Raw genomic sequence first — 14,838 nt, forward strand, 5'->3', positions numbered from 1 at the left:
CTAAGCTGCAAGAGGGATAAACAGTCCGGGAGCGGGAGATGAAACGAGTGGCAACATGGTGGGCGGGATTGGCGATGGCCATCTTGTCCCCCGCGCTATGGGGGCAAGAGCCGCCAGTGAAGATCTGTCTGGGGGAGGGCAACGAGTGGGCCCCCTTTACCTACTGGGAGCGCAAGGACGGGGTGCCCGATACCAGCCGCCTGACCGGTTCGGCGACAACGCTGGTGCTCGATGCCCTGCAACAGAGCGGGCTCTCGCACCAGATCCGCTATCTGCCCTGGGCGCGGGTGCAGCAGGAGCTGGCGGATTATCGCCAGAATGGTCTGTGCGAGCTGACCTGGGATGCCAGCTACAAGCCGGAGCGGGCCGAGTTTGCCTTCTACAGCGTTCCCCTCTACTACACCCACCTCGGTTTCTTCTATCTCAAGCGCCGCTACCCCGAACCGCCGGATCTGCAGACGGTCAATCGTTCCCGGGTGTGCGGGGTGATTGGCTACAACTACACGCCCTACGGGCTTGCGCAGGAGCCACGCCGGGTCAAGCAGTTGCAGCAGGCGCTCGATATGCTGGAGCGGGATCGTTGCGACTTTCTGCCGAGCGAAATCGAACCTCTGGTGGCAGGCATCAGCCTTGGCATCTACCGCAGCGAGAGCGGGTTGCTCAATCTCGCCCTGCCCAGCCGCAAGGGATTCTATCTGCTGGTGAGCAAGGGCTCCCCCCGCGCCCACCAGCTGGTGAACATCCTCAATCAGTCGCTGGTGGCATTTCAGGAAGGGGGGCATACGGATGAGGTGATGCGCCGCTTCTTGCCACCGATGGAGTAATAGCAAAGGGGGCTGTCATTCAGGAGGAGCAGATGGACAGAGGGCCAGCCGGTGCAAACCGGCTGGCCCTTTTCTACGTGAGAGGCTGTCAGGCTGCCAGACGGGTCAGTACCTTCACCAGCAGCTCGATGCGCGGGGCAATGCTGGCCAGATCCAGATACTCCTCGTTACTGTGGAAACCGGCACCGATGGGGCCCAGACCATCCAGAGTGGGAATGCCGAGGGCGGCGGTCAGGTTGGCATCGGAGCCGCCCCCCACCTCCTGCCAGCTAATTGGCAGTCCCAGTTCGGCGCCACACTCCTCCACCAGCTGCATCAGCGCCAGAGTGCCTTCTGATGGCACCATGGCCGGTTTGTGGGCCTCGCGGGTCAGCTGGATGGTGACGCCGTCCAGATGCGGCCGCTCGGCCAGGGTGAGCAGATGATCGTCGATCTGGTGGTACTCCTGATTGTCCCAGAAGCGGACGTCTACCACGGCGCTGGCATGGGCCGGCACTATGTTGGCGCCATTGCCCCCCTCGACAATGCCGATGTTGAGGGTGGTGCCGCTCTCGAAGTTGGTCAGGGCGTTGATGGCCAGGATCCAGTGGCCCAGCTCGGTGATGGCGCTGCGCCCCTTCTGCGGTTCGTTGCCCGCGTGAGCCGCCTTGCCGGTGAAGTCGATGCGATAACGGGCCATCCCCTTGCGCGCCTTGACCAGCGAGCCATCGGCGCGGGCCGCTTCGGCCACCAGCACCTGTTTCGCCTGTTTGGCCACCGCTGCCAGCCAGTCACTGGAGTGGAGGGAGCCAATCTCCTCATCCGGGTTCATGCAGACGCAGATGCTCAGGCGATCGCGCACCTCGCGGGGCAGTTCACGCAGGGCATAGACGATGTTGAGCAGGCCGGATTTCATGTCGGAGACACCGGGGCCGTAAGCGCGCTCACCATCGATGCTCATCGGGCGGGCGGCGGCGGTGCCGAGGGGGAAGACGGTATCCATATGGCCGATCAGCATTACATCGATCTGTGCCGCATCAGGCTGGTTGCGGATCTCCAGTCCCACCCCGGCTGCGCCACAGTCGACCCGCTTGATCTGCCAGCCGCCCATGGCCTCATATTTGGCAGCCATCAGGTCGGCCACTGCCGCAATGCCCGGCTGGTGCAGGGATCCGCAATCCAGATTGATCAGCGGGGCCAGTTCGGTCAGGTATTGATCCAGAGAAAAAGTCATTGCTTGCTCCACTATCAGATTCGGGTCAGAGAAGGATGTTCATCACCAGCATGGCGCCGAAGGCGTTGAGTACCGAGATGGCGACCATGATGGGGATGTAACGCCCTTCGGTGCCGATGCAGCCGAGAATGCGGCCCATGTACTGCACCTGGGAGCCCATCAGGTAGATGGCTGGCGCCAGAATGGCGATGTGGGTGCCGTTGAGGATCCCCTGATCGAACAGGGTGATGACCACACCGACCGCACCGCCCATCGACATCCAGGCGCCGATCAGCACGGCTGCCGCTTCACCGGGCAGACCGAAGATGGCCATGACGGGGGAGAAGATGGCGCCCATGGCATCCAGCGCGCCGGTGATCTGCAGCGCCTTGATGATGACGAAGGCCATCAGTACGTTGGGTACGGTGGAGGTGGTGGCGATGACCCAGCCCTTCTTGGCCCCTTCGACGAAGATATCGGTGACGATGGGTTTCTTGATGTTGGCCTGGCTCATTTGGCTTGCTCCTGAGAGTTGAGAGTCTGCTGGGTGTTGTTATCGGTCTGCTTGCCTTCGCTCATATTGAGGTAGACCCGGAACAGGTTGGCCCCGACAAATTTGAAGGCGAACATCACGATGACAGCCAGACCGATGGAGGAGCTGACCGCCGGGCTGCCATCTGCCAGCGTCAGAGTGAACAGCACGGCGCCGGAGGAGAAGAAGTTGACGATGGTGGCACCAGCGGAGAACTGGAACATGGTGAACACGTCGGTTTCACGCTTGGTGATGAGCCCTTCATCCTTGAGCTGACGAGTCATGGCGGCACCGGCATCGGTACTCTGCAGGGAGGCAATAAGGGCGAGGCCGGTGTTGCCCGGGATCCCCATCAGCGGGCGCAGCAGCGGGGTCAGCAACTTGCGGGCCGCTTCCAGCGCGCCGTAGTGTTCCAGCACATTGATCATGCCGAGGGCAAACATCACGGTGGGGATCAGGGTCAGGGCAAACAAGAAGCCATCGCGAGCGCCGTTGCCCCCCTTGCCGCGCATGTCGGTCATGGCGGTCTTGATGCCGTCACCATTCTCGCTGACGCTCTGGACCATGGTACCGAACGAACCGTTCAGCGTGGTGAAATCGAATACCCCGTACCACTCGCCGGATTGCAACAGTCCGGAGAAGAAGACCACGGCGAAGGCCAGTGCCAGGTAACTGCCTATGCTCACCGAGCGTGTTTTGTCTGTCATTAGCTAGCTCCATATGAATAATTATTTAATCTGAATAATTATAATTGATATGGATGTCACTAAATTGATGGTGGTCAAAATGGTTTGCTACAAATGACGAATGTATTGGGGTTATGTGACTGTGATCGCCATATGATTGGACGATAATCTGGTTTTTATCGAATTGTTTGAGTGAATAAAAAGCAGGGGCGGGATAACGGGGCAAAAAAAACCGGGCACGAGGCCCGGTTTGGTCAATCAGTCAGATGTGATTACTGGAGTACCAGCACCATCAGCAGGCCGACACTAATGGCAGATACCAGGAAGGCAAAGCCATAGAACACATAGTGGTGCAGCTTGGTGGTGTGGATCCCCAGATCGTGCAGACCGTGGTAGATACGGTGCATACCGTGCCAGACTGGCAGAGCGATGATCACCAGCAGGATGCAGGCACCCCACCAGGAGCTGGCGAACGCGTGCACGCGGTCATAGCTCATGGTTTCCACGTCCATGATGCCCATGGGCACCAACAGACCGGTGATGAGGACAATGACCGGCAGCAGCATGGCAACGACCATGCCACCCGCACCAAACAGACCCCAGTAAATTGGTTCGTCAGAACGTCTCATTGTTTTCTCCTCAGGCCACGATGATCAGGACAAGCAGGGACACCACCGCCAGCGCCACATACTGGGCGAGAACGATCGGCTTCTCCGGTACCAGGTCTTCACCACGGAAGATGCGCATGGCTTTCGGCGCCAGGGCGAACCAGGTTTTGGCATGGAACAGGCACGCCGCCAGAGCGACGACATGGAACAGGATAGCGATCGGGCTTTGCAGGGATTCCAGCCAGCCGTTGAACGCTTCCTGACCCTGAACCAGGCGCATCAGGCCCCACATCAGCACAACGGCGTAGATGGAGACGAAGATACTGGTGCCTTCACGGATCATGTAACCGGTGTAGAAGGCGTTCTTCAGCCACCAGTCTTTCTTCATTTCGCGGACGTAAGGTTTACGTTTGCTATCAGTGTTGTTCATGGTCTCAATCCTGCTCTCAATCTGGCTTGAACATGGCGATCATGTAGTCCTTGGCGCTTTCGACCTTGCCAAGCTGGATGGCCGCCGCCGGATCGACGCCTTTCGGGCACACTTCGGAGCAGTAGCCCACGAAGGTACAGCCCCAGACGCCTTCGTCCTGGCTGATGATGCGCATACGCTCTTTGGCGCCGGCATCACGGTTGTCGACGTTGTAGCGATAGGCCAGAGCCAGTGCCGCTGGACCGGTGAACTTCTTGTTGATGCCGTACTGCGGGCAGGCTGCGTAGCAGAGACCACAGTTGATGCACTGGGAGAACTGCTTGTACTGCGCCATCTGGGCCGGAGTCTGGATGTACTCGCCATCACACAGGCTGCGCGGCTCGCTCGGGATGATGTACGGCTTGATGCTCTCCAGCTTCTCGATGAAGTCGGACATGTCGACCACCAGATCGCGCTCGATCGGGAAGTTGTTGAGCGGCTCGACGGTCATCTTGCCCGGCAGATAGTCGCGCAGGAACGCCTTGCAACCCAGCTTGGGCACACCGTTGACCATCATGCCGCAGGAGCCGCAGATCGCCATCCGGCAGGACCAGCGGAAGCTCAGGGTAGAGTCCAGGTGATCCTTGATGTACTGCAGGGCGTCCAGCAGAGACATCTCTCTCTGGTATGGCACCTGGAAGGTTTGCATCCAGGGCTCGTTATCCTGTTCCGGACGGTAGCGCAGGATCTCAATTTCAATCATCTCAGCCATTCTTCTTAGCCTCGTCTTGTTTCTCACCCTCGGAGCCGTACACGCGTTTTGCCGGCTGGGACTTAGTGATCTTCACATCGGAGTAATCGATGGAGGGCGTTTCGCCATTTTTGTAGAACGAGAGCGTGTGCTTGAGGAAGTTCACGTCATCGCGCTCTTCGTAACCATCCAGACGCTGGTGGGAACCGCGGGACTCTTTACGATTGATGGCGGAGTGTGCCATGGCTTCAGCCACGTCCAGCATGTAACCCAGTTCGATGGCGTACAGCAGATCGGTGTTGAAGACAGAGGACTTGTCGTTGATCTTGACCTTCTTGTAACGGGCTTTCAGCTCGTTGATCTTGTCGATGGTGCCCTGCATCAGCTCTTCGGTACGATAGATACCGACACCGGCTTCCATGGACATGCCCAGCTCGTTGCGGATATCGGCCGGGTTTTCGGTACCGTCTACATCCATCAGGGAGAGGTGCTGCTTGATGAGTGCCTCGGCCTTGGCGGCCAGCGCTTCGGTGTTGCCATGCTTCTGAGTCTTGGCAAATTCACCTGCCTGCTCACCGGCCAGCTTGCCGAATACCACGATTTCGGACAGGGAGTTGGAACCCAGACGGTTGGCACCGTGCAGACCGACGGAGGCACATTCGCCCGCGGCGTAGAGGCCGGGCAGACGGGTGGCACACTTGTTGTCAGTCTCGATACCACCCATGGTGTAGTGGGCAGTCGGACGTACCGGGATAGGCTCTTTGGCCGGATCCACGTTGACGTAGGCTTTGGCCAGTTCGCAGATGAACGGCAGACGCTCTTTCAGGTACTTCTCGCCAAGGTGACGCAGGTCGAGGTGAACCACATCGCCCATCGGGCCCTGAATGACGCGGCCTTTCTGCTGCTCTTGCCAGAATGCCTGGGAAACGCGGTCGCGCGGACCCAGTTCCATGTATTTGCTCTTCGGCTGGCCGATCGGCGTTTCCGGGCCCAAGCCGTAGTCTTGCAGGTAGCGGTAGCCATCCTTGTTCAACAGGACGCCACCCTCACCACGACAACCTTCGGTCATCAGGATGCCGGTGCCCGGCAGGCCGGTCGGGTGATACTGGACAAACTCCATATCACGCAGCGGTACGCCGTGACGGTAGGCCAGTGCCATGCCGTCGCCGGTGACGATGCCACCGTTGGTGTTGTAGCGATAGACACGGCCAGCGCCGCCGGTTGCCACGATCACGGATTTGGCCTGGATGAAGCGGGTGATACCGTTCTGGATGTCGAAGGTCAGTACGCCCTGGACACGGCCGTCGTCCACGATCAGATCAAGGCAGAAATGCTCGTCGAAGCGCTTGATGCTCGGGTATTTGACGGAGGTCTGGAACAGGGTGTGCAGAATATGGAAACCGGACTTGTCTGCGGCGAACCAGGTACGCGGAACCTTCATGCCACCAAACGGACGCACGTTGGCTTTACCATCCGGCTTGCGGCTCCAGGGGCAACCCCAGTGCTCCAGCTGGATCATCTCTTTGGTTGCGTTGTTGACGAAGTATTCCACTACGTCCTGCTCGCACAGCCAGTCACCACCGGAGACGGTGTCGTTGAAGTGGTTTTCGAGGGAGTCGTCATCACGGACGACACCGGCGGCGCCGCCTTCGGCAGCAACCGTGTGGCTGCGCATCGGGTAAACCTTGGAAATCAGGGCGATGTCCAGGTCTGGCTGTGATTCGGCTATAGCGATAGCGGCGCGTAAGCCGGTACCGCCAGCACCGATGATGGCCACATCGGTCTTGATAATATCCACATCTGCCTCCTTAGGGATAGATTTGCTGGGCACGATTTTGCTCTATGAAAAAAATTCAGGCTTGATGCAAGTCAAACTGCTAGGTTTTATTCCCTTTTTATTGGTTATTTTTCTATAAAACACCCAAATCCCTGGATGAAAATGTCGTTATTATCGTCATTTTTTGGTGTTACTGAGCAGTTGAACACCTAGCTACGAGTACTTTAACTTCTGGATTGTACGTAGTTTTCTTTCAATAAAATGCGAATCACCTCTCTTTTTAGGTACTCGCGAAAAAAATTTTAAGTTTTTTATTGTATTTTTTTAATGAGAATTATTGGCATTTATCTATTCGGATAGAAATAGGTAATCCGAAGTGCTGCGGTGACCACGGCGGTGATCTGATAATCCCAGACGAATCACAAGGATTTCAAGGCGGGGTATTTGGCGGGTAATGTGAGATTACTCACTGAAAATTAAGCGCTATTTAGAAAAATAAAAGGGGCCTGTACGGCCCCTTTTGCTCATGCTCAAATGCGGAACATGCCTACCTGATTGCTCAGTTCACCCGAAATATTTTTAAGTTGTTCAGAGAGATGGCGTGAGCTGTCTGCATCCACTGCCAGTTCGTCCGAGACATCTTTCACCGCCTGAATGTTGCGGCTTACCTCGTCGGTGACGGCCCGCTGCTCTTCAGCCGCGCTGGAGATCTGGGTTGCCATGTCTGAGATCTGGTTGATCGAGGTGGTGATCTGTTCCAGCGCATGGGTGGCGTTGTTGGCATCATCCACGCTGTTCTGGGCCAGCAGCTGGCCTTCGTGCATGGTGCTGACCGCTCCCTGGGTATTGCGTTGCAGGGTTTCGATCATATTGCGGATCTCGACGGTGGAGCTGTGGGTACGCTGTGACAGGACGCGCACCTCGTCGGCTACCACCGCAAAGCCGCGGCCCTGTTCACCGGCACGGGCCGCTTCGATGGCGGCGTTGAGTGCCAGCAGGTTGGTCTGCTCGGCGATGCCCTGAATGGTGGATAGGATGGTGTTGATCTCCTGAGCGTTTTTCTCCAGTTCCTGAATGATGTTGGAAGCCTGTTCCACCTGAGTGGCCAGATCGGTGATGGAGCGCTGGTTGCGGGCGATCACCTGCTTGCCATGCTCGCAACTGCTGGAGGAGCTGCGGGCCGCTTCGGCGGTCTGCTCCGCGTTGCTGGCAACCTCGACCGCAGTGGCCGACATCTCGTGTACCGCAGTGGCGATCTGGGAGATCTCGTTTTGCTGGCGTGCCAGCCCCTGATTGGCCTTCTCCGCCATGCTGTGGGAGGACTTGGCCTGCTGATTGAGCTGGCCGGAGGAGTTGGAGATATCTTGTACCATCACATGGATCCGCTCAATGAAGGTGTTGACGTGTTTGGCAACCGCGCCTACTTCATCCTCACGTTCAATCTTGATGCGGCGAGTCAGATCGCCGTTGCCACGGGAGAGATCGGCAATCGCTTCGCCCAGGGTTTTCAGAGGGGCCAGCGAGCCGTTGATGGCGACATAGGAGAAGCCTGCCACGATCAGTATGGTGATAAGCCCCTGAATGAAGGAGGAGGTAACCATGCGGCGTACCGACTGGTAGGCGATCTCTTCATCCACCATCATGCCGTAATACCAGTTGGTATTGGGAATGGCATTAAAGTCGTAGACCTCTTTCTTGCCGCTGATCACCAGCTCGTGGATCATGCCGTCATGGGCGACCTGATTGATGTAGGCCGCAGTCAGTTCCGGTGCCAGAGCGGTGGCGGATTTCAGGCTCAGGGAGGCATCGGGGTGGGCGATGATGGTGCCATTGCTGTCCACCAGCATGGCGTAGGTGCCCTCGGTGGTGACCGCCAGAATGTCCGAGATCAGTGAGCTGATGGAGACGTCACCGGCGATGACCCCCTGGGTATTGCCGCGCTGGAACGGCTCGGCAATGGTAACAATCAGTTGGCCGGTGGAGATATCGGCATAAGGGGAGGTGATGGTCATCTTGCCAGCAGCCATTGCGTCTTTGTACCAGGGGCGTTGACGTGGGTCATAACCGGCGGGCAAATCGGTTGGTTTGCTCTGGATCATTTCGCCGTCTGCGGTACCGGCATAGACCAGGTCGAAGCCACCGGCATTCATGGACTGGGCCAGATGGCTGATGGGTTCATCCTCTTTGACAAAGGCCTCCTTGGTGCTGCTGACGATGGCGATACGGGAGTCAACCCAGCGGGAGATCCCCTTGACGTTGGCCATGGAACTTTCGTCGATGATATTCCAGACCAGTCGCTGGGTTTCGCTGCGCAATTGCGAGGTGTTGTACCAGACCTGTACCCCGGTAATCACCAGAATGATGATGCCGATAGCCAGGACCAGCTTGTTTTTAATCGATAAGTTCATAGTTACATCCTTGTGAGCGTCAGTCTGTGTTAGGAAACTGGTTATTGTTATGTGCCTGTTCTTATCGGCTTAAGTTGAGATCCTTGTATCCCTAATTTGCTATGTAAAGTTAGTGCCCAAATCAGAGCTTATCCATATATGTATCCTTGTCAGGTGGCTACAGGAAGCGATCTGGACGATTGGTGAAGATTCCATCGATCCCCATGCTGGCTAGTTTTTCATAATCTTCATGATAATCAACGGTATAAACTAGAACTCTTAATCCGCGTTGATGTGCATCTTCCACCAGTGTCCGGTCGACAAAATCCACGTCGCAGTTAAGTGACCAGGCCCCCAGCTCATCAGCAAACAGCGCCAGGTTGAGTGGCAGATTGGCAGTCAGGGCACCGAGCTTTATATCGGGCCGCGAGGCGGCAAATCGGGCCAGCTCCGGGTGATGGAAGGAGGAGACCACCCACTGTCCGGGTGTAAAGCCCAGCTCGACCTCTGCCCGTCGGGTCAGGGCTGCCACCACATCGGCGGTATGGGCGCCCTTGAGCTCGATATGCAACTCGCAGCGTCCGGCGATGATCTCCATTACCTGCCATAGGGTCGGGATCACCTCTCCCTCACCGGCATCGAGCTGCTCCAGATAGGAGCGGGATTGCTCGGTCAGCACCCCCTTGCCATTGGTGCAGCGCTCCAGCCGTCGGTCGTGGAAGACCCACAACTCGCCATCGGCCGCCTGCACGTCGATCTCGATGGCTGATGCTCCCAGCTCCAGCGCTTTGGCCATCGCCTTGAGGGTGTTCTCCGGTGCCAGACCGCTGGCGCCACGGTGGGCAATAATCTGCATGTTCTGCTCCTTTTACCTCGCGGATCAGCCGCGGCTCAGGTGAATGTCGATCTGTTGATGGGGCAGGGTAAGTCCCTGCTGCTGCATCTTCTCCAGCACCAGCGAGTGTACCTCGTGGGTGATGGGCATTCGGTGATCCATGTTATTGACGTAGAGACGGATCTCGTAGATCAGCGCTGAGTCGGTGAATTCGGTCAGGAAGACCTCGGGCGTCGGCGTCTCCAATACCAGGGTCGATGCCTGGATGGACTCTTCCAGAATGCGCTGCACCAGTTTCGGATCCCGGGTCAGGCCGATCCGGATCCGCAGTTTGACCCGGGTGATGGCATCGGAGAGCGACCAGTTGATGAACTGCTCGGTGATGAAGGCCTTGTTGGGCACGATGATCTCCTTGCGATCCCAATCCACTATGGTGGTTGCCCGGGTTTTGATCTTGGTGACCGTGCCGGTGAGATCGCGGATGGTGACGGTGTCACCGAGCCGGATCGGCTTCTCAAACAGGATGATGAGGCCGGAGACAAAGTTGGCGAAGATCTCCTGCAGACCGAAACCCAGCCCCACCGAGAGAGCCGCGACCAGCCACTGGGTCTTCGACCAGTCGATGCCGAGCATGGAGAAGCCGGTGAGGGCGCCGATCAGGATCACCAGATATTTGCTGATCGTAGTGAGGGCAAAGCCGGTACCGGGTGAGAGGCTCAGGTGTTGCAACAGGGTCAGCTCCATCAGCCCCGGCAGATTGCGGGCGGTCACCACGGTCAGAATGAAGACGAAGGCGGTCAGCATCAGATCCTGCAAGGTGATGGCAGAGAGTTGCTCGATGCCGCCAATCTTGCTGCTCACCTGCCACACTTCGATATTGCTGAGGAAGCTGAATGCCGAGTTGAGATCAGACCATTGCACCACCACCAGCATGGTGAAGCCCAGCATCAGCAGGGTGCGCACCAGTCCCAGCGACTGGGCGCTGATGGTGTCGAGATCCAGCTCGTTATCTTCCACCACATCGGGGATCTCCGAGCTCAGCTCCTCCTGATTGTCGTCACGCTCGCGCTGGGCCAGCATCTCGGCCCGTTTGCTCTTGGCGCGCTCGAAGGCGAGGCGGCGGCGCTGGATCAGCATCCAGCGTCTGGCCAAGTAGTAGATGAGCAGGCAGCCGAGCCCCATCAGCAGGCTCAGCTCCAGCTGGCGCAGCAGGGTGCGCGAAGTATAGAAGTAGCCAAACAAGGCGCCAATCACCGCCAGCAGCGGCGCCAGCATTAGGCTGTTCCATATGAAGTGGTGCAGCAGATGAGGCTTGGTCATGTCGGTCTGGCCCCAGGTGAGTGGCAGCCGCTCCCGGTTGAGGCGGGCAAAGAAGAGCAGCAGCCAGAGTGCGCCGATCATGAAGGCCATCCGGCCGAGGGAGTCGTAGAAGGCGTGCTCCTGATAGCTGTTGGCCATCCCCTGCACAAAGAAACTCGGGATCAGCACCAGCAGCAGGGTGCGAAACTGCCCCCATACCTTTTGCACCTGTTCTCGGGGCCAGCGGAAGTGGTGGATCAAAATCCCCCTCTCCAGTGTCAGATGGCGGGCCATCACCAGCGCCAGCAGCAGAAACCAGATCTCGCCAAGACCGCGCGCCACCGCCACCGCAAACGGGTATTGCCAGGCCCCTTCGAGCAGGCCGCGCACCATCAGCACCATGGCGGGCAAGGGGAGGGCGGCAAGCAGGGAGCGCAGCAGCAAGCGGCTGGTGAGGCTGAATTTGTCCTGAGTTACCTTGCCGATCCGCGGCGCAATATGGTCGCAATAGAGGCTCAGGTGACGGGCCAGCTTGAACCAGCTCCAGGCCAGCACCAGCAGCCCAATACCGGCCAGCGTGAGGCTCAGCGGGCTGTTCTCGGCGATGGCGTAGGGCAGTTGCAGCCAGTTATCCGGGTTGAAGGCCAGGGTCAGCGCGGCGGGAATGCCGAGCATCACCCGTGGGGTAAAGGGGCGCACATCCGGCATCCAGAACAGGTGGCTGGCGCTTATTTCACGGATCTCGTCGATCTTGCTGTTCTGACGGCTGTATAGCAGCTTGAGACGAGTCTGCTCCTGAATGAGGGTGTCTGAGGCGTCGTTGAGCCGGGTCAGCAGCTGGCGCCGGGCCTTGAGCAGGTTGTCGAGCACCGCTTGCTGTGGCCGATCCAGCGTCACCTCCTCTTCGGCCATCAGCTTGTCGCGCAGCTGGCGGGTATCCTTGAGCCCATCCTGCTCGCTCTCGTACTGGTACTTGGCCATGCGGGCGCTGACGATGGCGGACTCCAGCTTGTCGAGGGGGAACTGGGGAGGCAGATCGGAGAGTTTGCTGCGCAGGTTCTCGCCGTAGGCATTACTGATCTGCAGCCACTCCAGCTGTTCGCGTACCGAGTTGACCAGTTCATTCAGTTCAAACAGATTCTTGTCGACGCTGCGCTGCTCGTCCTGCACCCGCTCAATCTGATCCTCCAGCGTGCCGAGCTGGATGGAGAGTGCCTGATTCTGCTGTTGCTGCTCCAGCAGCAGCGGCATGTCGGTGGTGAGCTGCTTGCGCAGCCGTTCGCTCTCCTCCAGCGCCTGCTCGGTCTTCTCCCGCCGCAGCTGGTTCTGCTGGGTCAGCAGGCTGGCTTGCCACTCATCCTCGTCGGCGATGGCCAGATTGAGCTCCTGCAGCTTCAGCTTGCCGAGATCGTTGCGCTGCTGGGCCGAGAGCTGCTCCAGCTCCAGCATCTGGATCCGGTCGGAGAGGCTCTGCTCTTTCATTCTGGTCAGCAGCAGTTGTGCCTCCTGCTGGCGATCCGATTCGCTGCTGAAGCTCAGTCGCTCCAGCTGGCTGCGGGTCAGTTGCAGCTGCTTGCGCAGATCATCCACCCGCAGGTGATACTCCTGCCCGGTGCTCTCCAGCTGGTTGAGGCTGTCCATCACCCCCTGCCGCTCCTTGCGCAGGTTGAGCTGGCGGTTGCTGCTCAGGCCAATGGCCTGGCGCAGCGCCTCCTCCTTGAGGCTCGCCAGCGGCGGGCGAGCTGCGGGCTGATAGTTGTGCAGGCTCTCCTTGAGGCGTGCCGACTCCTTGGGGTAATCGATAAGGATCTGCTGATAGGCTTTACTCTGCTCCCGGTAACGCTCGGCCTCTCTGGCAAATTGCAGCGCCTGCTGGTAGCTCTCCCGCAGTTTCTGGTTTTCCGGGGTATCGCTCTTGGGCACGCTCTGCAACAGGGATTCGGCCTGGGCAATGGCATCGTCGGCGCGCACGGTTGGCGGCAACAAGAGAAGGGAGAGCAGCAAGAGGGTGAGCAGGCGTTGCAACATGAGGCTCGTTTCCGTTCAGAAGAGGTGGCCCTAGCCTAAAACAGGGCAGGGAGGCGGGTAAAGCAGTCTATATTAATGATTCATAACACAAATAACAGGAAGTCGTGCTGCCGTTTCGCTATGATCCCGGCCGCTTTCTCTCCACCGAGTCGAATATGTCAGCTGTTGATCTGGGCACAGCCCCGCTATCTCGCCTTTTCTGGCGTTACGTAACCCCGACCGTTGCGGCCATGCTGATCACCGGCATCTATGTCACCATCGATGGCATCTTCGTTGGCCATGTGCTGGGTCAAGATGGGATGGCCGGTCTGATGCTGGCTTATCCCATCTGCGCCGTGCTCTATGCGGTAGGGGCGCTGATCGGCATGGGGGCCTCGTCGCTGGTCTCCTTCTATCTGGGGCAGGGCAACCCGGCCAAAGCCCGCCATATCGTCGGCAATGCGCTGGTGATGGTGTTGCTGGCCTCGGCACTGCTCAGTTTTATCGGGATCCGCTATGGCGAGCCCATGCTGGCCTGGATGGGAGCGGAGGGGGAGATCTTCACCGCCGGGCTCTCCTACCTGCAGGCCTACGCCTGGCTTGGCGTCTTTGCGGTGCTGTCGATGGCGTTCAGCTCGCTGCTGCGCAACGATGGCCGCCCCGGGTTTGTCACCCTCATCATGGTAGTCGGGGGGCTGCTCAACGTGCTGCTCGATTATCTGCTGATGGTGGTGTTCCCGTTCGGACTGGCCGGGGTGGCGACCGCCACCATGCTCTCTCAGGCCGTGACAGGCCTCGCCTGCCTGTGGCACTTCTTCACGCCGCGCAGCCAGCTGCGGATAAGCTGGGATACCTTGCGCCCCGACCTGCGGCTGATGGGCGAGACGGTGCGCCTCGGGATTTCCAGTTTTCTGATGTACCTCTATCTCTCTGTAGTGCTGGCGCTGCACAACAAGGCGTTGCTGGCGGTGGGTACTTCGCTGCATGTGGCGGCCTACGGGGTGATCAGTTACACCGAGGCCTTCTTCTATCTGGTGTTCGAGGGGATCGCCATGGGTATCCAGCCCATCGCCAGCTTCAACGCGGGCGCCGGTCACTGGCGGCGGGTGCTGCGGATCCGCAATCTGGCACTCGGAGTGACGTTGGGGATCGCCCTATCCGCGATGATCCCGCTCTATCTGTGGCCGGAGGCGGCGGTCTATCTGTTTGCCGGGGACAACGCTACCCTGCTGCCGGTGGCGAGCCTCGGGATCTGGCTCTACTTCTGGGGGTTGCCGATGGAGGGCTTGCTGCTGGTGGGGGCCACCTACTTCCAGGCCATCAATCGGGCCCGCATCGCCTCCCTGCTCACTGGTGGCAAGCTGGTGCTGATTGGCGGTTTCTTGTGGGGCTTCTCGACCCTGTGGGGCGTGCCCGGGGTCTGGCTGGCATTGCCAACGTGCAGCTCATTGCTGGTGTTGGTGATGTGGCGGGCGATGCGTCGGGAGTCCGGCGCCCATGCGCTGGCCGGATAGGTAATCAGGTTCGACGT

The 14,838-nt window shown here is 58.9% G+C and carries 12 protein-coding genes; 2 read left to right on the top strand and 10 right to left on the bottom strand.

All coding sequences use genetic code 11. From position 1 onward, the window contains the following. Positions 1-74 precede the first annotated feature (74 nt). Positions 75-824, top strand: a complete 750-nt coding sequence (locus ACTG20_RS06970) for a substrate-binding periplasmic protein (RefSeq protein WP_139408141.1) — start codon at positions 75-77, stop codon at positions 822-824. An 88-nt stretch (positions 825-912) separates the two neighbouring features. Here the strand turns inward: ACTG20_RS06970 and ACTG20_RS06975 are convergent, their stop codons facing one another. The 10 genes from ACTG20_RS06975 to mscM all read right to left on the bottom strand — a co-directional run bounded on the left by ACTG20_RS06975 (position 913) and on the right by mscM (position 13,328). Next, positions 913-2,037: a M20 family metallopeptidase gene (locus tag ACTG20_RS06975; RefSeq protein ID WP_194495470.1), complete on the bottom strand. Its 1,125-nt coding sequence runs from the start codon at positions 2,035-2,037 to the stop codon at positions 913-915. Between the two features lie 25 nt (positions 2,038-2,062). Further along, the gene (locus ACTG20_RS06980) at positions 2,063-2,530 is read right to left on the bottom strand and encodes a YjiG family protein (RefSeq protein WP_005335063.1); all 468 of its coding nucleotides are present in this window, start codon (positions 2,528-2,530) and stop codon (positions 2,063-2,065) included. Beyond that, the gene (locus ACTG20_RS06985) at positions 2,527-3,255 is read right to left on the bottom strand and encodes a nucleoside recognition domain-containing protein (RefSeq protein ID WP_194495468.1); all 729 of its coding nucleotides are present in this window, start codon (positions 3,253-3,255) and stop codon (positions 2,527-2,529) included. Before ACTG20_RS06985 ends, ACTG20_RS06980 begins: the two co-directional genes overlap by 4 nt. Positions 3,256-3,506: 251 nt before the next feature. After that, positions 3,507-3,863 carry a fumarate reductase subunit FrdD gene (gene frdD, locus ACTG20_RS06990; protein ID WP_005335059.1) on the bottom strand — a complete coding sequence of 119 codons (357 nt, stop codon included), beginning with the start codon at positions 3,861-3,863 and terminating at the stop codon, positions 3,507-3,509. 10 nt (positions 3,864-3,873) lie between these two features. Then, positions 3,874-4,272 carry a hypothetical protein gene (locus tag ACTG20_RS06995; RefSeq protein WP_005335058.1) on the bottom strand — a complete coding sequence of 133 codons (399 nt, stop codon included), beginning with the start codon at positions 4,270-4,272 and terminating at the stop codon, positions 3,874-3,876. A gap of 16 nt (positions 4,273-4,288) precedes the next feature. After that, positions 4,289-5,023: a succinate dehydrogenase/fumarate reductase iron-sulfur subunit gene (locus tag ACTG20_RS07000; RefSeq protein WP_005335057.1), complete on the bottom strand. Its 735-nt coding sequence runs from the start codon at positions 5,021-5,023 to the stop codon at positions 4,289-4,291. Next, positions 5,016-6,800, bottom strand: a complete 1,785-nt coding sequence (gene frdA, locus ACTG20_RS07005) for a fumarate reductase (quinol) flavoprotein subunit (protein WP_005335056.1) — start codon at positions 6,798-6,800, stop codon at positions 5,016-5,018. Before frdA ends, ACTG20_RS07000 begins: the two co-directional genes overlap by 8 nt. Before the next feature lie 509 nt (positions 6,801-7,309). Continuing rightward, positions 7,310-9,187 (bottom strand): methyl-accepting chemotaxis protein, encoded by a 1,878-nt coding sequence (locus ACTG20_RS07010; protein WP_429221005.1) that lies wholly within the window; start codon positions 9,185-9,187, stop codon positions 7,310-7,312. A gap of 157 nt (positions 9,188-9,344) precedes the next feature. Next, positions 9,345-10,022 (bottom strand): glycerophosphodiester phosphodiesterase, encoded by a 678-nt coding sequence (locus ACTG20_RS07015; RefSeq protein WP_429221004.1) that lies wholly within the window; start codon positions 10,020-10,022, stop codon positions 9,345-9,347. Positions 10,023-10,046: 24 nt separating this feature from the next. Beyond that, positions 10,047-13,328 carry a miniconductance mechanosensitive channel MscM gene (mscM, locus tag ACTG20_RS07020; protein ID WP_439987525.1) on the bottom strand — a complete coding sequence of 1,094 codons (3,282 nt, stop codon included), beginning with the start codon at positions 13,326-13,328 and terminating at the stop codon, positions 10,047-10,049. Between the two features lie 155 nt (positions 13,329-13,483). On the opposite strand from mscM, the gene ACTG20_RS07025 reads away from it, so the two are divergent. Beyond that, positions 13,484-14,821 carry an MATE family efflux transporter gene (locus ACTG20_RS07025; protein WP_421255648.1) on the top strand — a complete coding sequence of 446 codons (1,338 nt, stop codon included), beginning with the start codon at positions 13,484-13,486 and terminating at the stop codon, positions 14,819-14,821. Positions 14,822-14,838 lie beyond the last annotated feature (17 nt).

The sequence above is a fragment of the Aeromonas sp. 84A genome, assembly GCF_051919345.1.
Taxonomy (GTDB): Bacteria; Pseudomonadota; Gammaproteobacteria; order Enterobacterales; family Aeromonadaceae; genus Aeromonas; species Aeromonas veronii.